15 protein-coding genes are annotated in these 19,276 nt (G+C 37.5%); 1 reads left to right on the top strand and 14 read right to left on the bottom strand.

The features are described from left to right. Positions 1-16: 16 nt before the first annotated feature. Together J2Z40_RS05760 and hemA are read right to left on the bottom strand one after the other, a co-directional pair. Positions 17-850: a cytochrome C assembly family protein gene (locus J2Z40_RS05760; RefSeq protein WP_066396439.1), complete on the bottom strand. Its 834-nt coding sequence runs from the start codon at positions 848-850 to the stop codon at positions 17-19. 15 nt (positions 851-865) lie between these two features. Further along, positions 866-2,209 carry a glutamyl-tRNA reductase gene (hemA, locus tag J2Z40_RS05765; RefSeq protein ID WP_066396441.1) on the bottom strand — a complete coding sequence of 448 codons (1,344 nt, stop codon included), beginning with the start codon at positions 2,207-2,209 and terminating at the stop codon, positions 866-868. Positions 2,210-2,427: 218 nt separating this feature from the next. On the opposite strand from hemA, the gene J2Z40_RS05770 reads away from it, so the two are divergent. Then, entirely contained in the window at positions 2,428-2,937 is a 510-nt protein-coding gene (locus J2Z40_RS05770) for a LiaI-LiaF-like domain-containing protein (RefSeq protein ID WP_425351366.1), read from the top strand. Between the two features lie 677 nt (positions 2,938-3,614). Here J2Z40_RS05770 and J2Z40_RS05775 read toward each other — a convergent pair. The 12 genes from J2Z40_RS05775 to leuB all read right to left on the bottom strand — a co-directional run bounded on the left by J2Z40_RS05775 (position 3,615) and on the right by leuB (position 19,253). Then, complete coding sequence (locus J2Z40_RS05775) at positions 3,615-4,352, bottom strand: amino acid ABC transporter ATP-binding protein (protein ID WP_066396449.1); 738 nt, start codon at positions 4,350-4,352, stop codon at positions 3,615-3,617. Between the two features lie 12 nt (positions 4,353-4,364). Beyond that, on the bottom strand, positions 4,365-5,012 hold the full coding sequence (locus tag J2Z40_RS05780; RefSeq protein ID WP_066396451.1) for an ABC transporter permease subunit: 648 nt from the start codon (positions 5,010-5,012) through the stop codon (positions 4,365-4,367). Positions 5,013-5,091: 79 nt separating this feature from the next. Beyond that, the gene (locus tag J2Z40_RS05785) at positions 5,092-5,874 is read right to left on the bottom strand and encodes a transporter substrate-binding domain-containing protein (RefSeq protein WP_066396453.1); all 783 of its coding nucleotides are present in this window, start codon (positions 5,872-5,874) and stop codon (positions 5,092-5,094) included. 444 nt (positions 5,875-6,318) lie between these two features. After that, the gene (gene yihA / locus J2Z40_RS05790; protein ID WP_066396455.1) at positions 6,319-6,900 is read right to left on the bottom strand and encodes a ribosome biogenesis GTP-binding protein YihA/YsxC; all 582 of its coding nucleotides are present in this window, start codon (positions 6,898-6,900) and stop codon (positions 6,319-6,321) included. Beyond that, on the bottom strand, positions 6,897-9,224 hold the full coding sequence (gene lon / locus J2Z40_RS05795) for an endopeptidase La (protein WP_066396459.1): 2,328 nt from the start codon (positions 9,222-9,224) through the stop codon (positions 6,897-6,899). Before lon ends, yihA begins: the two co-directional genes overlap by 4 nt. 255 nt (positions 9,225-9,479) lie before the next feature. After that, complete coding sequence (gene lonB, locus J2Z40_RS05800) at positions 9,480-11,147, bottom strand: ATP-dependent protease LonB (protein WP_066396461.1); 1,668 nt, start codon at positions 11,145-11,147, stop codon at positions 9,480-9,482. 304 nt (positions 11,148-11,451) lie between these two features. Continuing rightward, entirely contained in the window at positions 11,452-12,717 is a 1,266-nt protein-coding gene (gene clpX / locus J2Z40_RS05805) for an ATP-dependent protease ATP-binding subunit ClpX (RefSeq protein WP_066396463.1), read from the bottom strand. Positions 12,718-13,233: 516 nt separating this feature from the next. Further along, on the bottom strand, positions 13,234-14,520 hold the full coding sequence (tig, locus tag J2Z40_RS05810) for a trigger factor (RefSeq protein WP_066396464.1): 1,287 nt from the start codon (positions 14,518-14,520) through the stop codon (positions 13,234-13,236). 163 nt (positions 14,521-14,683) lie between these two features. Next, positions 14,684-15,709, bottom strand: coding sequence for a tetratricopeptide repeat protein (locus tag J2Z40_RS05815; protein WP_066396466.1), 1,026 nt, complete (start codon positions 15,707-15,709; stop codon positions 14,684-14,686). 100 nt (positions 15,710-15,809) lie between these two features. Then, positions 15,810-16,403 carry a 3-isopropylmalate dehydratase small subunit gene (gene leuD / locus J2Z40_RS05820; RefSeq protein WP_066396469.1) on the bottom strand — a complete coding sequence of 198 codons (594 nt, stop codon included), beginning with the start codon at positions 16,401-16,403 and terminating at the stop codon, positions 15,810-15,812. A gap of 19 nt (positions 16,404-16,422) precedes the next feature. Next, positions 16,423-17,835 (bottom strand): 3-isopropylmalate dehydratase large subunit, encoded by a 1,413-nt coding sequence (gene leuC, locus J2Z40_RS05825; protein ID WP_066396472.1) that lies wholly within the window; start codon positions 17,833-17,835, stop codon positions 16,423-16,425. 305 nt (positions 17,836-18,140) lie between these two features. Further along, positions 18,141-19,253 (bottom strand): 3-isopropylmalate dehydrogenase, encoded by a 1,113-nt coding sequence (gene leuB / locus J2Z40_RS05830; RefSeq protein ID WP_066396476.1) that lies wholly within the window; start codon positions 19,251-19,253, stop codon positions 18,141-18,143. Positions 19,254-19,276 lie beyond the last annotated feature (23 nt).

Below are 19,276 nucleotides of genomic sequence, written 5' to 3' on the forward strand. Positions count from 1 at the left end.
CCGAATTTTATACAACCTAAGAATACCAAAAATGGAACGACGATAATTTCCCAAATAAAAAGAAATTAATTAATACAATAAGAAAGGATGCAAGATTCCATGAAAGCAACTTGTTTCCTGACATTCCTTTTCCCACTTTTAAATATAAATAAATGCTATAAATAACTAGGACAATGAACGACCCGATCACTTTTGAATCGTACCAGATCATGTCAGGGACTTTAATATAAGCCCAGATTACACCTAGTATTAGACTAATAATGAGTAACGCAACGCCAATCACATTTAAAACAAAGGACATCTTATCCAACTGGGTTAAATCAGCTAGACGCAGTAGACGCGGTCCCCACTTCTTTCTTTTTAAAAGATCATATTGAATCAAATAGAGCAATGAAAACACAAAAGAAAGAGAAAAAGCACCATATGAAAGGATCGCAACAGTAATATGTATGAGCAGCAGTTCTGAAACTAACTGCTGGGCCATCACATGGGATTCATATTGCATAGGGGCAAACGTGTGTATAGCCATGATCATGAACCCGATAACATTTGTAAAAAACACAATAAAATCAACTCGAAGCAGACGATTAATGATCAATGATAATGTAATGAGCACCCAAGCGTAAAAATAAAGCCCTTCGAATATCGTTAGAACAGGAAATCTTCCTGTTTTTAACATATACAAAATAAGGAAAATCGTTTGCAAACCCCATACAAATGAAAGTAACCAGAAGGCGGTTCGGTTTGCCTTCCGGTTAGACGTCAAAAAATCAACAAAATATAGCAAGACACATAAGGCATAAAGTACGACTGTAAATTCATGCAGTCGTGTCATATAGATTTCAAGCATGGACAGTACTCCTTATCATTGAAAGGAAGCCTGAGGTGATTGAGCAAGTGAGCGCTGTGGTTCGGCTGACCTTACTTCCTGCTCTTCAGAAACAAGTTCTCCTATATTAAAAATCTTCACAAATAATTCTAATGCCTTCTCAGCATCCTTCTGTCCAGCCATTTCCTTCGCCTGTAAAATAGGGTCCTTCAACAGCTGATTAATAATGCTCTTTGTATGCTTATTTAACACTTTCTTATCTCGATCAGTTAAATTTGGCATTTTTCTTTCAATGCTCGTCATTGTTTCAGCTTGAATGGTTAATGCCTTTTCACGCAATGCCGAAATAACTGGAACGACACCTAATAAATTCAACCATTGTTTGAAATCAACAATTTCCCCTTCAATCATCAGCTCGATCAGTTCAGCTGCCTTCTTACGTTCCTGAAGATTCGCTTCTACAATCCCTTCAAGATCATCGATATCATATAGGAATACACTATCTAACTCTGCTAGCTTCGGATCTAAATCACGAGGAACAGCAATATCTACCATAAATAATGGCTTTCCTTTACGTAATTTATTCACTTGCATCATCATGCATTTAGTAATAACAAATTCTTTCGCACCTGTTGAGCTAATAAGTATATCTGCCTCAAGAAGTGCACATTGAAGTTCTTTAAGTGATTTCGCTTGACCATCATAGCGATCAGCTAAATTCTGTGCCTTTTCGAACGTACGGTTAATAACCGTCACTTTGCTTGCTCCATTTGCATGAAGATTTTGAATGGCAAGCTCACCCATTTTTCCAGCACCAAGAATAAGAACATGCTTGTTCTCTAATGAACCGAAAATTTTCTTTGCCAATTCAACCGCTGCATAGCTTACAGAGACAGCATTTGCACCAATATCTGTTTCAGAATGTGCACGTTTGGCAAGCGTGATTGCTTGCTTGAAAAGATGATTGAACACTGTACCCGTTGTATTTTGCTCCTGTGCTTGCAAGAAGCTCGTACGAACCTGTCCTAAAATTTGAGTTTCTCCAAGAACCATCGAATTTAATCCACAGGCTACACTAAATAAATGCTCTACTGAACCTTCTTGCTCATATATAAACAAATATGGCGAGAAATCTTCCTTATCTATTTGAAACCACTCTGACAAAAACTCTTTAATATAGTAACGGCCTGTATGAAGCTGATCGACAACCGCATAGATCTCAGTCCGATTACATGTCGACAATATCACGTTCTCTAAGATGCTCTTCTTATTATTTAAAGTTTTCATTGCATCTGCAAGCTGAGACGGATTAAAAGTCAAACGCTCACGAATTTCGACAGGGGCTGTTTTATAATTTAGACCGACTGCGACAATATGCATGTTTCAATTGACCCCCCAATTAAATTGCACAATACTACTTTAATTGTAACATTTCTATCATTTTGTCTAGCGGATAAATGTGAACAGATAGTGAAAACATATGGTAAAATAAAAAATAATGACGATAAAATCGAAATTCTATACCCTTATTCACTTTCATTCATTCGACAAAATCCTCCCATATGTACAGTAACAAAAAAACTTAGTGGATTCAAGTAATCCTTATTGGAAGTGGTGTGAATATGAAGAATCAGCGTATTTTCCCAGGAATGATCCTTATAGGCTTTGGAATTTATTTTTTTCTTGAACAAATAAACATTCCTACTTTACAGCCCTATTTCACTTGGCCAACATTGCTCATTATCATTGGCATCGCTTATTTATTTCAAGGCTATGGGGCAAGAGATTATCATGCCATTTTGCCAGGTACGATCCTAGCAGGCTTTGGTCTGCATTTTCATATAGTAAATCGGCTAGAAGTTTGGCCAGATCATATTGGTATTTTTATTTTAATATTAGCACTCGGATTATTGCTTCAATATCAAAAAACGGGATCAGGACTATTTTCTGGTTGTCTCTTCTTATTATTATCCATTCTATTACTTTTTTATGATCGAATCATCGGATGGCTTGGATTTTTAGAAACTGGAGTGACAACCGCTTGGAAATTCTGGCCAATCCTTTTCATCTTAATTGGTGGTTATTTACTATTTGTGAAGAAAAAATAGGCGGATGTACGATTAAACCGCTATTTCTTTCCATAGCGGTTATCTAAAAAATAGGTGGGGGATTCACTAAGTAGTTTAGTTGTGAAATAGCAAAACTGTATTCATAATCCTATAAAATTACACAGTAAAATACAGTGGTTTCGCATCTAAAAAAAGAACTAGTTTTTCAACTAACACATCTATATATGAAATTTGCTAAAGCACATCTCTTTTTATAATCTCACTTCCGATTAAATAGGAGAACTTGTCCTTAATCAATTCACCAGCATAAGTAAAATAAACGGAATTTTTCCGTTTAAACACAGAAAGAAGCTCGTTTTTGATGAAATAGACGGAATTTTTCCGCTTATCCATCGGAAAATCAGCCGTTTTTCGATTTTTTGAGTCAATAGGCGGAATTTCTCCGCTTATTTTCGCATTTTTTATTAATAATTAAGAAATAAGCGGATTTTTTCCGTCTATTTATCAGTTCGGCTACTCAACCTGATTTCCCAAACCAGTAAGTACGGACCTTCATAATCCTAGATAATGGGGATCAGCAGCTTTCCACCTCTTCCCTAGTAACCCTTGTCATAACTAGAAAAAGAAGCAAACGAAATATTTGCTCATTCGCTTGCTTCTTTTTCTTGCTATCCCTCTGAATCAACAGGATTTACTTTTCCCCCTGTCTCTATAAATTACAAAACAGAATCTAGAAAGTTCTTTGTTCGTTCTTCTTTTGGGTTAGTAAACAAATCTTTCGGGTGTCCAACTTCTACAATTTTTCCCCCATGCAAGTAGACAGCCCAATTAGCCACTTCTTTCGCAAAGCCCATTTCATGTGTGACAACAACCATCGTCATTCCTTCTTCAGCTAATTCCTTCATTGTTGAAAGAACTTCGCCCACTAGTTCAGGATCAAGTGCGGAAGTTGGTTCATCGAAAAGCATGATCTCCGGCTTCATTGCAAGCGCCCTTGCAATGGCAACACGCTGCTTTTGTCCACCCGAGAGCTTTGAAGGGTAGACATTTTCTTTATCAGAAAGACCTACTTTTTTCAATAGAGCCTTTGCTTCCTTCATTACTTCCTCTTTTTGACGTTTCTTTACATAAATAGGTGCTTCCATGACATTTTCAAGTACTGTTTTATGTGGGAATAAATTGAAATGCTGAAACACCATGCCGACTCTCGCTCTGACTTCATTTAAATCATGTGTTTCTTTTTCAATTTTCTCCCCACCAATCGTTACAATTCCGCTATCTTTGATTTCTAAAAAGTTCAAACAGCGAAGCAAGGTGCTTTTTCCAGATCCACTTGCACCAATCAAGCAAACGACTTCACTTTGCTTTACAACCATATTAATATCTTTTAAAACATGTAGGTCTCCAAAAGATTTATTTAACTTTTCTACATTGATCATGATCGATTCATCCATGCATTTTCCTCCTTAATCACTGCTAGACATCTTTTTCTCAATTAAATGAACGATAATAGAGAAGAATAGAACGAGGACTAAATAATAGACAGCAACAATGAGCAAGTAGCTCATATAATCATATTTCAAAGAACCGTGTGTCGTTGCGACATTAAAGAGCTCGTACATTCCAATAAAGGAGGCTAGTGAGGAATCCTTTAAAGCAATAATAAATTGATTACCCAGTGGCGGAAGTGCTCGTCTGCTTGCTTGTGGCAAAATAATTCTTCTCATTGTTAAGCTTTTCGTCATTCCTAGCGAGCGCCCTGCTTCCATCTGTCCATTATCAATAGATTGAATGGCTCCCCTAAATATCTCCGCAATATAGGCTCCATTATGAAAAGCAAGTCCTAAAACAACCGCTAGAAAATCTGAAATATTTAATGCAGTTAAGCCAAAAAAGAAGATAAAGATTAGAACGACAAGAGGTGTGCCCCGTACGATAAAAATATAGAGATCCGCAATCCACTCAAGGATTTTAATATTTGATATTTTTAAAAAGGCAAAAAATAACCCGATAAAGATAGCAATAACGATAGAGACGATCGTCAGTTCAAAGGTTAATTGCATCCCTTTTAAAAAGACTGGATATGTGTCGATGAATTTTGTAAATAAGTCCACAGATTTCCTCCTTATTGTTTATTTGTCATCTTTTTAAAAGAAGAGGCGAATGTATTGCCTCTACATTCGCCCAACTTGACTATTCCTTTTCTGGATTTACTGTAATATCTTCTCCGATATACTTTTTGCTGATCTCAGTTAACGTTCCATCCTCATGTAATTTCTCGAGCGCTTTATTTATTTGTTCAAGGAGTGCGGTATTTTCTTTCGCCACTGCAATGGCTTGGTCACTGCGACCTAAAAGTTCCTTTCCTTCAATATTCATCCCTGCGCCAATTGCCTCTTTTCCTGTAATAAAATCAGTAATAACTGCATCATGCTTCCCCTTGCTCAATGCTTCGAGGGCAACAACATCACTATCATAGTATTTAATATTATCAGTTGCTTTTTCCGCATCAGTCGCATATGTGGTTCCTTTTGCTACAGCAATTTCCAAACCTTTTAAGTCATCAAGTGTTTCAACTGAACTATCTGGACGGACATAAATTTGTGGCCCAGAGTAATAGTATGGGATCGAAAAATTAACTGCCTCTAATCGTTCTTCTGTGATTGTATGGCTTGCCACAGCAGCATCAAAACGGCCTGATTTAACTCCTTCTACAATTCCGCCAAATTTAAACTTATGCTGGACTGGCTCAAGTCCAAGCTCTTTCGCGACTGCTTCACCAACATCAATATCAAATCCGCTCATTGTTCCATCATCATTTGTTACACTAAATGGATTGAACTCACCTGAAGATGCATAAGTAAATTTCCCTTCATCTACAAGCTTCATTCCGCCAGTTCCAGCCTCTTTCGATCCACAAGCAGCTAGTACAAAAATGAGTAAAAATAAAATAATCCCTTTTCCAAAATGTTTCACTAGTAGAAATGCCCCCTTTTATTTCTCTTAATTTTAAAGTCCATCCTACCTTAACATATGATAGAAATTTTCCCAAAATTCATATTATGTGATAATTAATCATTAACTCTCTTATCCTCTGTTCTCAATGGATGACCCATTCGATTCTGCTTATTCATAGATAATGCTACAAGCTCCTCCATATTCCTTTTTATTCGACAAGATTTTTGAACAAATGCGCAGGCGCCTAAGGTCTCGCCCTCATAGTGGGCAACCCCCCTCTCGATATGAGCTTGAGCAAACCGTGTTTGACACAATCATTGCGGAGCAGTACTAAAGTTCGATAGTCGACAAGTGCCGCTGCTGGACGTAGACTAAACTAACCATATATTTATACACAACGTGCGATTATATCTTACTTAAATAAAAAAAATCCCATTACATAGTTGTAATGGAATTCCTCTCTTACATATAGCTTTGTAATAATCCCCAAGCTTGATCCTTTCCCAAACCTGTTTCTGAAGAAAAGAGGACGATATGGTCATTTGGATCAAGCTCTAACGTTTCCTTAGCAACTTTCAAATGCTTTTGCCATTTTGCCTTTGGGATTTTGTCTGCCTTTGTTGCAATAATTATGCATGGAATCTCATAATGCTTTAAAAAATGATACATCATAACATCATCCTTTGATGGCGGATGACGAAGATCAACAATTTGTACAACTGCCTTTAGTTGCTCTCTTCCTGTTAAATATGTTTCAATCATTTTCCCCCAAGCTTCTCGTTCCTTCTTGGAGACCTTTGCATAACCATAACCTGGTACATCAACAAAATGTAAAATTTCATTGATTAAGTAAAAGTTTAAAGTTTGTGTTTTTCCAGGTTTTGATGATGTTCTTGCTAGATTCTTTCGATTAAGCATTTTATTAATAAAAGAGGACTTTCCTACATTTGACCTTCCTGCAAGAGCGAACTCAGGCAAAGCCTCACCAGGATACTGGTCAGGCTTTACCGCACTTATTACGATATTAGCAGAATTTACTTTCATATTTGTTTCCTCCCATTTAATGCATGCTTCAGCACTTCATCTACATGGGAGACAAGTACAAACTGCAGCTCATCCCGAACACTCTCGGGAATGTCATCAATATCCTTTTCATTATCCTTTGGAATAATAATTTTTGTTAGCCCTGCTCGATGAGCACTTAATGATTTCTCCTTTAATCCACCGATCGGAAGCACTCGTCCTCTTAATGTAATTTCTCCAGTCATTCCTACTTCTTTACGAATCGGCTTTCCTGAAAGAGCGGATACAAGTGCTGTTGCCATTGTAATTCCAGCTGAAGGACCATCCTTAGGGACTGCTCCTTCTGGTACGTGAATATGGATATCATATTTTTCATGAAAATCCTCTTCAATTTCTAATTCCTCCGCTTTTGAACGGACATAACTGAATGCAGCTTGCGCTGATTCCTTCATTACATCACCAAGTTTTCCTGTGAGCACTAATTTTCCCTTACCAGGTGAGAGGGATACTTCAATTTGCAGTGTATCTCCACCTACGGTCGTATAGGCTAATCCCGTTGCAACCCCTACTTGATCTTCTAATTCAGCTTGGCCATAACGGAATTTCGTTTTCCCAAGGAACTCCTCAATATTCTTCTCTGTGATAATGACCTTTTTCTTTTCTCCAGAAACAAGTATCTTTGCTGTTTTTCGGCAAATCGTCGCTAACTGACGTTCAAGACTACGCACGCCAGCTTCTCTCGTATAATAACGGACGATTTTTTGAATGCCATCTTCACGAATTTGAAGCTGAGATTTTGAGAGACCGTGCTCACGAATTTGCTTCGGCAATAAATGATCCTTTGCAATATGAATTTTCTCCAGCTCTGTATAACCTGCAATTGTGATGATTTCCATTCGATCCCGAAGCGGGCCTGGAATTGTGCCTAAATCATTTGCAGTAGCAATAAACATGACTTTTGAAAGATCATATGGTTCTTCAATATAATGGTCACTGAAATTATGATTTTGTTCTGGATCTAATACTTCAAGCATCGCAGATGATGGATCCCCACGGAAGTCATTTGACATTTTGTCAATTTCATCTAAAAGAAAAACAGGATTGATCGTGCCAGCCTTCTTCATCCCTTGAATAATCCTACCTGGCATTGCCCCTACATAGGTTCTTCTGTGCCCACGAATTTCAGATTCATCACGGACTCCACCTAGTGATATCCGAACAAAGTTTCGATTTAAGGATGCAGCAATAGAACGTGCAAGACTTGTTTTCCCTACCCCTGGAGGCCCTGCTAAGCAAAGAATCGGACCCTTCAGTGAATTCGTAAGCTTTTGTACAGCTAAATACTCGAGAACACGCTCTTTCACTTTTTCAAGTCCATAATGATCCTCATTTAAGATACGCTCTGCCTTTTGAATGTTTAAATCATCATCTGTTGCCTCACTCCATGGCAAAGATAGGAGCCATTCAATATAATTACGGATCACACCACTTTCTGCAGAGCTGGATGGGATTTTCTCATACCTGTCCAGCTCCTTTAATGCAGTAACTTCCACATGTTCAGGCATACCAGCCTTTTCAATTTTTTCAGTTAAATCAGCTACCTCACCTGTTTTTCCTTCTTTATCACCAAGTTCTTTTTGAATGGCCTTCATCTGCTCACGCAAATAATATTCCTTCTGCGTTCGTTCCATTGATTTTTTAACACGCTGACCAATCTTCTTCTCTAAATTTAAAACTTCTTTCTCATTATGAATGATTTCAATGACATGATTCATTCGTTCTTTAATGTCCGTTGTTTCTAATATTTCTTGCTTTTCTTTTTGTTTTAAAGGAAGGTGAGAGGATATGATATCCGCCATTCTGCCTGGCTCTTCAATATCAGCAACCGCAGAATATGTTTCAGCTGAAATTTTCTTTGAAACCTTTATGTATTGCTCAAAATATTCAAGCATTGTTCTCATTAATGCTTGGTCCTCTACATCCTTCGTCATCAATTCTTCAAGCACTTCAATACGTACAGAGAAGTGGGTATCTTCATCATTGAATTCAATAATGTCTGCTCTTTTGAGACCTTCTACTAACACCCGAATTGTACCATTCGGAAGCTTAAGCATTTGCTTTACACGTGTCAATGTCCCTCTTCTATACAAATCCTCTTCCATCGGTTCATCTATTGAGACTTCTTTTTGCGTAGTTAGGAAAATTAAATGGTCATCTACCATCGCTTTTTCAAGTGCCTGTACCGATTTATCACGTCCTACATCTAAGTGTAGGACCATTGTTGGATAAACGAGCAAACCTCGAAGCGGCAGGAGGGGGACGATGATTTCTTTCTTTTTCGCCAAACTAAAGCACCTCCAAATGCATATCTTAATCAGCATAAAATTAGTTATTAATTCTTTGTACAATTCTATCGTATTTATTTGTTAGTGTCTAATTCTAGATGTCAGAAGTCAGATGTAAGATTAGAGGAAAATGCTACATATCACCATTCTCACTCGAATGGTTCCTTACCTATTTATCCTCATGTTAACAAATCCATTTATACAAAAATAAAACTTCGGCTTCATCGTAAAGTATCAGCCGAAGTTTCTCTCTCGCTAAATGCTTTCTTTTTTCGCCAATTCGATTGAAGCAGTTATCGATTGTTCCTTATGGAAGTTTTTCAAGAGTGCCAGATCAAATACTTCATTTAAATGACTGACAGGAACAATCCGAATACCTGTGATTTCATTTAAAATGGATTGCATATTTTCCTCAGGAATAATGACTGTTTTCGCTCCCGCTTTTTTAGCTGCTTTTACTTTAGGGTAGACGCCTCCAATTGGTTTAACATGTCCATGTATGCTTATTTCCCCAGTCATAGCGACTGTATGATCGATAGGAAGCTTGTAAATAGCAGAATATATCCCAGTTGCCATTGCAATCCCTGCTGATGGCCCATCAATTGGAATGCCGCCTGGGAAATTCACATGAATATCATAGTCATTTGCAGGTACACCCATTGATCGGAGGACGGTAATGACATTTTCAATTGATCCTCTTGCCATGCTTTTCCTGCGAATCGACTTGCCTTGTCCGCCAATGCTTTCCTCCTCAACGATACCAGTAATATTGATGCTTCCTTTTTCTATGGCAGGAATAACGGTAACTTCAATCTCAAGGAGCGCACCTGTATTTGGACCATAGACAGCAAGACCATTAACAAGGCCAACTGCAGAGTTTGAATTGATTTTTCTTTCCATTCTTGGCGTAAGTTGGCTTGATTGAATCACCCACTCGATATCTTCATCCTTTATGTAATCTCTATCCTCTGTTATTGCAAGTCCAGCTGAAATTTGTATTAGATTTACAGCTTCTCGGCCATTCCTTGCATAGGAAGATAAGATTTCTAAAGCCTTTTCACTAATCTTAAGATGTACTTTTTCTGCTGCCTTTCTGCCAATTTCAATTATTTCATCTTCTAATAATTCCCTGAAAAATACTTCCATACATCTTGAACGAATGGCCGGAGGAATCTCACTAGGCGTTCTCGTCGTAGCACCAATTAATCGAAAATCAGCTGGAAGTCCATTTTTAAAGATATCATGAATGTGATTCGGAATTTGAGTGTTTTCTTCATTATAATACGCACTTTCTAAAAACACTTTCCGATCTTCTAAAACCTTTAATAGTTTATTCATTTGAATCGGATGGAGCTCTCCAATCTCATCGATAAATAGGACACCCCCATGCGCATTTGTTACAGCCCCCTGCTTCGGCTGAGGAATCCCAGCTTGTCCCATGGCACCTGCCCCTTGATAAATAGGATCATGAACTGAACCAATAAGTGGATCAGCTATTCCCCGTTCATCAAAACGAGCAGTTGTTGCATCTAATTCAATAAATACAGATGATGGTTTAAATGGCGATTTGGCTGTTTTTTTTGCTTCTTCTAATACAAGCCTTGCAGCTGCTGTCTTTCCAACACCTGGTGGTCCATAAATGATGACATGCTGAGGATTTGGGCTACATAATGCGGCTTTTAATGATTTAATCCCGTCTTCCTGTCCAACAATATCCGCAAAACTAGATGGCCTCACTTTTTCTGCTAAAGGCTCCGTTAATGAGATCGCTCTCATTTTACGCAATTGGTCCATTTCCTTTTTGGATTCTCTATCGATTGATACTTTTTGTGTTCGTTGACTTTTAAGCAAATTCCAGAAATATAGTCCGATAATGATCCCAAAAAACAATTGAATAAATATCGCAATACCGGTCCAACTCATACTGTTACCTCCTGCATTATAGTTCTCGCTGATAATGCTAGTATCTCCTTCACTTAGTTGGAATAAACAAGAAACTAATGTAAAAAGTTTGGTGAATAAGAAAAGCTGAAGCGCCTTAATCATCGCCGTACATACTGGAAGGAACATGATGAGATAAAAGAAACACAGTTAGTGATAGCCAACCGATGTTGACGCAATCGTTGCTTTGGGAACTGAAGTTTGATAGGTGATAGGGCTATACAAAAAAGCCAAACCGAAATCGGTTTGGCTTTACAAGAAAGAGATCGCTCTCCTCTTTCACTTTTTATGCAGATGTTTTTCTTTTCTCATCAATAATCGATCCATCTTCAAGAATTAGCTTTGGTGCTACATTATCAACAATTGATTCCTTCGTAATAATACATTTTTTAATGTCTTCTCGTGAAGGCAATTCAAACATAACATCAAGCATAATTCCTTCAATGATGGAACGAAGGCCACGTGCACCAGTTTTACGCTCAATTGCTTTTTTCGCAATTTCCACAAGTGCTTCTTCATCAAATTCAAGTTCTACATCATCAAGCTCAAGCATTTTTTGGTATTGCTTAACAAGCGCATTTTTTGGTTTTGTAAGAATTTCCATTAATGCTTCTTCATCAAGCGGTGTTAAACTTGCAATAACAGGCAGACGACCGATAAATTCTGGAATTAATCCAAATTTTAATAAATCTTCTGGGAGTACCTTTGCTAAAAGCTCCTTCTGTTCAAGCTCACTTTGTGATGAGTCAGATCCAAATCCAATCACTTTTTGTCCAAGACGGCGTTTAATAATTTGCTCAATCCCGTCAAAGGCACCACCACAAATAAATAATATATTCGTTGTATCAATCTGAATAAATTCTTGATGTGGATGCTTACGTCCACCTTGTGGAGGAACACTAGCAACTGTTCCTTCAAGAATTTTTAGTAACGCTTGCTGAACACCTTCACCTGAAACATCTCTTGTAATTGAAGGGTTTTCTGATTTTCTTGCTACTTTATCAATTTCATCAATATAAATAATTCCCTTTTCAGCCTTCTCAACATCATAGTCAGCTGATTGAATAAGCTTTAGAAGAATATTCTCAACATCTTCCCCAACATACCCTGCTTCTGTTAAAGAAGTAGCATCAGCAATAGCAAATGGCACATTAAGAATTCGAGCTAATGTTTGAGCTAATAATGTCTTCCCGCTTCCTGTCGGCCCTATCATCGCGATATTACTTTTAGAAAGCTCTACATCATCAATTTTGCTGTTAGAATTAATTCGCTTGTAATGATTGTACACGGCAACTGATAAAGATTTCTTCGCTTGATCTTGACCGATTACATATTCGTCAAGGATATCACGAATTTCTGCCGGCTTTGGTACATCTTTAAATTCCACTTCTTCTTCTGTTCCAAGCTCTTCCTCAACGATTTCAGTACAAAGTTCTATACATTCATCACATATATAAACACCTGGTCCTGCAACAAGTTTCCGTACTTGATCCTGTGTTTTCCCACAGAACGAACACTTTAATTGCCCTTTTTCATCATTAAATTTAAACAAAATTCTTCACCCCTTAAAAACTTCAAATCAGTATATTATGCTTGCACGAGTTCTATACAAACAAATTTGTATTCAGCCTGTTTTCTATCTTGCATCTGAGCTTATACGAGCTTTTGTGCATTCATTTACTCATTGACCATCAATTGTTATGTATTGCATTGTAACACATTTCCACATTAGACAGGAAATGATAACGCTTAGATATTCACTTTAATTATGTATGGCTGTTTGTATAGAATACTCGCTACTTCCTTTGGCTGAAAAAAGTTATTCTAAATAAGCTTATCCAATAATGGTCAAGTTAAGTCAATCAATTTCATCCAAAAACTTTATATATTATATGTATGTCTATTATGTATATTGTACAAAACAAGGCACGATACCATCGCGCCTTGTTCTTTATGTTTTTTATTTTTCGGTTGTATATTTTCCCGATTGAAATGATCAAAAGGAAAAGAACAGCCATTATGCCTATGCTTAAATCAAAATTAAGCAGTTGACACTACTATTCATTTATTATGCGATTGTTTTGCTGTTTTCTACTAGGAAATCAACCGCTTTTTTCACTTTAAGATCGCCTTTTAGTCCTTCAAGGCTACCTAGTGCTTTTTCAATGTTTTCAACTGTCATGTTGTACATTTCAGCCATTTTATCAAGCTCAGCAGTCACTTCTTCGTCTGTAACTTCGATGTTTTCTGCTTTTGCAATTGCTTCAAGTGTAAGATTTACACGAACACGCTTTTCAGCATCTTCTTTCATTTGGTCACGTAATGCACTTTCTTCTTGACCAGAGAATTGGAAGTATAACTCAAGGTTCATTCCTTGCATTTGAAGACGTTGTTCAAATTCATTCATCATACGATCTACTTCATTATCAATCATAACAGCTGGAAGATCAATTTCTGAATTTGAAGCAGCTTTTTCAACAACTGTATCTTGAACGAAATGCTCACCTTCATGTTTTTTGCTTTCTACTAGACGAGTTTTCACTTTTTCTTTAAGTGCATCTAAAGTTTCAACTTCTTCGTCTGCATCTTTCGCAAATTCATCATCTAAAGCTGGCAGTTCTTTTCCTTTAATTTCATGAACAGTTACTTTGAATACTGCAGGCTTTCCTGCTAATTCAGCTGCATGGTATTCTTCAGGGAAAGTAATTTCAATATCTTTAGATTCTCCAGAAGCTGCACCTACTAGTTGCTCTTCAAATCCAGGAATAAATTGGCCTGAACCAAGTTCAAGTGAATAGTTTTCAGCTTTTCCACCTTCGAATGCTTCACCATTAACAAAGCCTTCAAAGTCCATAACAACTGTATCGCCGTTTTCAGCTTTTCCTTCTTCTTTTACAACAAGCTCTGCAAGCTTTTCTTGCATTGCAGTCAATTCGTTCGTCACATCTTCTTCTGTTACTTCAGTATCGAACTTTTCAACTTCTAGGCCTTTGTATTCACCAAGTTTCACTTCTGGCTTTACAGTTACTGTAGCTTTGAAGATTAAGCTTTTGCCTTTTTCAATTTGCTCTACATCAATTTCAGGACGATCAACTGGCTCAATTCCAGTTTCATCGATTGCAGCAGTATAAGCTTCAGGAAGAAGATAGTCAACTGCTTCTTGATATAATGATTCAACGCCAAAACGTTTTTCAAACATTCCGCGAGGCATTTTTCCTTTACGGAAACCTGGTACATTTACTTGTTTAACGACTTTTTTGAATGCAGCGTCTAAACCTTCGTTTACTCTTTCTGCATCTACTTCAATTGTAAGAACCCCTTGGTTCCCTTCTAGCTTTTCGAATTTTGCAGACATAAATTTAGTCCCTCCAACAATCTATTATCATTTCATACGTAACGAATGGATATGGATAAAGCTTGATTTACAAGCAATATACACTTTTTTTAGATAAAAAATACCATTTACATATACAACCATTATATTATAACATACGTTGCTTTTCTTTCAACAATGAAGACTAAAAATCGGTGAATGAAATTTCTTCTAATTGTATTAAAAATTGATGTGCCTCTATCGTGTCAGCTTCCTCCACTTGATAGAGCTCCGATAATTGCTTTTCCTCACTGTCAATTCCCATGTATTCTGCCGCAAGAAAATGATAGGCAGCTGCCCAAACATTGATGTTAAATGACTCGAATTGGAAAGGATAGAGAATGAAAAAATGCCTATTGATTAATTCCTTTATTTGATCAAAAAGAATAGGATTTTCATGTTCCATTCTCGTACTTAATAATTGTAAAATAGATGCTATTTCAGGTTGTTCATAAACTGCGGGAAGTTCGATCGGAACGACCGCCTTTTCTTTCCCCAATTTTTTAATCATAATCTTTTTATCATACTCATGCTCAGATAGTACATTCAATAGCATCGTCTTAAAAAATAGCTGGCCATTATCCGATTGTAAATAATTTTTCATTTGGTCAATATATGGCCGAATATTTCTTTCAGCTAATTGAGCAGCCACATTGATTTGCTCTTGCTGACTTGTATACGTAAAAAGATCCATTTCCAAAATCGTATCTTCTTGCGCTGTTTCTTCCATTTCATTCGTTACTTTTTCATTTGCCATTCTCCTGCTAAATTCAAGCATTCGGGTGAAGTTCTCGAATTTCTCTTTTGGTACTTCTTTTTCTTCTAACAAAACTTCAATCGTTGTGACAATTTCATCATATTGATGCAGCTGAACAAGAATCATTAAGTACAGATCAATAATCTCAATGTATTCCCCTATCCCTTTTTGCAGCATTACACTCGCATGTTCCTTCGCTTTTTGTAATGATCCCCATTCATAATAAGCAAGAACTAATCCAATATAGGCATCACTATTTTCAGGATCTAATTGAACGGCTTCCTCCAAAAGCTCTGCTGCCTCCCGAAATCTTTTTTGCTGTATTTTCTCTAGACCTTTTTCAAGAAGTCGCTTTTCTAAATGAGGAAAAAGCACAACATTATCATTCAACTTTTTCTGACCCTGGTTCTTCATACCTTTTCCCGCCTCAAACATTATTTTGAAGTTAGTTTAGCATGTAAGTCTTGAAAAAACAAAGAGATCCACAGCATATTAACTGTGAATCCCTTTACTATCATCGTATCGTAATAGTCGCTTTCTCATAATCAGTTATTTTCTCTTCGAATTGTAATGTGATTTCAATTTCATCCCATCCATTTATGAGCATCCTCTTCCAATATGTATGAATTGAAAATGTAGTAGAAAAGCCTTTCTCATCCTTAACCATTTCATTTTTAAGATCAACGCTTAGTACATAAGGTTGATTTTTTGCTTCCTTTAATAAATAGGAAACTTCTTCGCTTTTTAGTCTAATTGGGAGTATCCCATTTTTCAAACAGTTTTGGTGAAAAATATCTGCAAAAGAGGGAGCAATTATTGCTTTAAAGCCGTAATCAGCTAATGCCCATGGCGCATGCTCTCTCGACGATCCACAACCAAAATTCTCATTTGCGATCAGTATAGATGCATTTTTATTCTCTGGTTGATTTAATTCAAAAGCAGGGTTTTCTTTTCCATCGTTCATGTACCGCCAATCGTAGAATAAATATTGACCAAATCCAGTCTTTTCAATTCTTTTTAAAAACTGCTTAGGGATAATTTGATCTGTATCCACATTTGCTCGATCCATTGGAATTGCTTTTCCTTCGACAATCGTAAATCTGCCCATTTTCCTCACATCCTTTCGATTAAACTGTTTCTACTTCCATTAATTTACCCACATCGATAAATCGGCCATTTAGTGCTGCCGCAGCTGCCATCATGGGACTCACTAAATGCGTTCTTGCTCCGGATCCTTGGCGTCCTTCAAAATTCCGATTGGAAGTCGAGGCACAATGTTCTCCGCTTGGAACAATATCATTATTCATACTTAAGCACATGCTACATCCAGACTCTCTCCATTCAAAGCCAGCATTTTGAAAAATGATGTTCAAACCTTCAGCTTCTGCCTGTTTCTTAACTTGCTGTGATCCAGGAACAACTAATGCCCTTACATTTGAATGAACTCTTTTCCCTTTCACAATTTCTGCTGCCTGACGTAAATCCTCTATACGCGAATTTGTACAAGATCCAATAAAAACATGTTGTATTTCAATGTCTTTTATTTTTTGCCCTTCTTCTAATCCCATGTAGGTTAATGCTCGCTCAAGAGACCTTTGTTCTATTGGATTTTTACAATCTTTTAAATATGGAACATGATCGTTCACACTTGATGTCATCGCTGGGTTCGTACCCCAGCTGACCATAGGAGCAATTTGACTTGCATCAATGGACATTTCCTTATCAAAAATAGCGTTCTCATCAGATGTAAGCTCACGCCACTTTTTTACAGCATGTACAAAATTCTCTCCTTTTGGTGCGTGCTTTCGACCATTTAAATATGAAAATGTCGTCTCATCCGGACTAACTAAGCCAGCTTTAGCCCCTCCCTCAATTGACATATTGCAAATTGTCATTCGTTCTTCCATCGACATCTTCTTAATTACGTCTCCGCAATATTCTATGATATACCCTTGACCGAAATTCACGCCCTTTTGCGAAAGAATGTAAAGAATAACATCCTTTGCTGTCACTCCTTTTCTAAGTGTCCCACTTATTTCAATTTTCATTGTTTTTGGCTTTGCTTGCCAAAGTGTTTGCGTTGCCAATACATGCTCAACCTCACTTGTGCCAATCCCAAATGCAATGGATCCAAATGCTCCATGTGTAGACGTATGGCTATCCCCACATACAATCGTCATCCCTGGCTGTGTGAACCCTAATTCAGGTCCGATTACATGGACAATTCCTTGATCAGGGCTATCTATTCCAGCTAAAGGAATTCCGAATTCCATGCAATTTTTCTCCAAAGTTGTCATTTGGTTTAATGCCACTTTATCTTCAATTTTATAACGATTAACAGTAGGTACATTATGATCCATTGTTGCAAATGTCTTATCTGGTTGCCTAACTTTTCTATTTTTCATTCTTAAACCGGAAAAAGCCTGTGGAGAAGTCACTTCATGTACTAAATGAAGATCGATATACAGTAAATCTGGTTTTCCTTCTTCTTGATGGATAATATGTTTATCCCATATTTTCTCAATAATTGATCTCCCCATTTTAACCTCCTGATTCCCTTTTTTTAAAATAAACACGACCCAATGATCGGATCGTGTTTTATTTATATTTAGGTTGTTTTCACAAACATTGTTGCTAATTAAGATAAAGTTGGTCAACCACATCAATCAAAACAGGAATTTACACAATTCTTGCGCCTCTGGACAAGCCGCATCCGCTTTTCTTTGTCTAGCTCCTGCGGCTAGGGGCTCGAGGTCTTAAGCCACTCTGAATGGAAGGTTAAAGAACAACCTTCCATTCAGACCGTCTTAAGCTTGTCGCCCCTGAACAAGCCGCCTCCGCTTTTCTATGCGTATGCACTCATAATATACATGATGGCTTCGTTATCCATAAGGGTTGCTTTAATTTCTCCAACCATTTCATCGGTTGTTACTAGCTTTTTGCCGAATGTCATAATATCCTTTGTTCTGTATCCTGCATCAAGCACTTGATTTACAGCTTGCTCAATGGCGTCTGCTTCCTCATTCATTCCGAATGATTGACGGAGCATCATTGCTGCAGAAAGAATCATTGCAATCGGGTTGGCTGACCCTTTTCCTTTAATATCTGGTGCCGAACCGTGAATAGGCTCATATAAGTATGGACCACGCTCAGAAAGGCTAGCTGAAGGGAGCATTCCAAGTGAACCTGTAAGTACAGATGCCTCATCACTCAAAATATCACCAAACATGTTCTCAGTGACAACAACATCAAATTGTTTCGGATTTTTGATCATTTGCATAGCAGCATTGTCAACAAGCATATGTTCTAGTTCAACATCCGGATAGTCCTTCGAAATAACTTCTGCTACTTCTCTCCACATTCGACTTGATTCCAGTACATTTGCCTTATCAATGGAAGTTACTTTCCCTTTCCTTTCTACTGCAAGCTCAAATGCAAGTCGAACCACTCTTTCAATTTCTGCTCGTTGGTAGTATAGAGTATCAACAACCCCATCTTCTCCGTTTTTCTGAATTCGTTCACTCGGTTTCCCAAAATATATGCCCCCACTTAATTCTCTAACCATTACCATCTCTACACCTTCAATAACTTCTTTTCGAAGTGGAGAAGCATCTGCAAGACTTGGATAATAACTAGTTGGCCTTACATTTGCATAAAGACCAAGTTCCTTTCGAATCCTTAATAATCCTTGTTCAGAACGAAGGTGAGCAGGCTTTTTCTCCCATTTTGGACCGCCTACAGCTCCGAGTAAAACCGCATCGCTTTGTTTACATAGCTCAATCGTCTCATCTGGAAGCGGCGTTCCAAGTGTATCAATCGCTTCTCCACCAATCATTCCATATTGAAAATAGAATTGATGTCCAAAACGTTCACCTACAGCTTGCAGGACCTCAATTGCGCCTTTTGCCACTTCTTTGCCAATTCCATCACCTGGTAGTACCGCGATACGCTTTTTCATTTTTTTCCCTCCGCCTTCTGTAT

The sequence above is a fragment of the Cytobacillus eiseniae genome (assembly GCF_017874625.1).
Taxonomy (GTDB): domain Bacteria; phylum Bacillota; class Bacilli; order Bacillales; family Cytobacillaceae; genus Cytobacillus; species Cytobacillus eiseniae.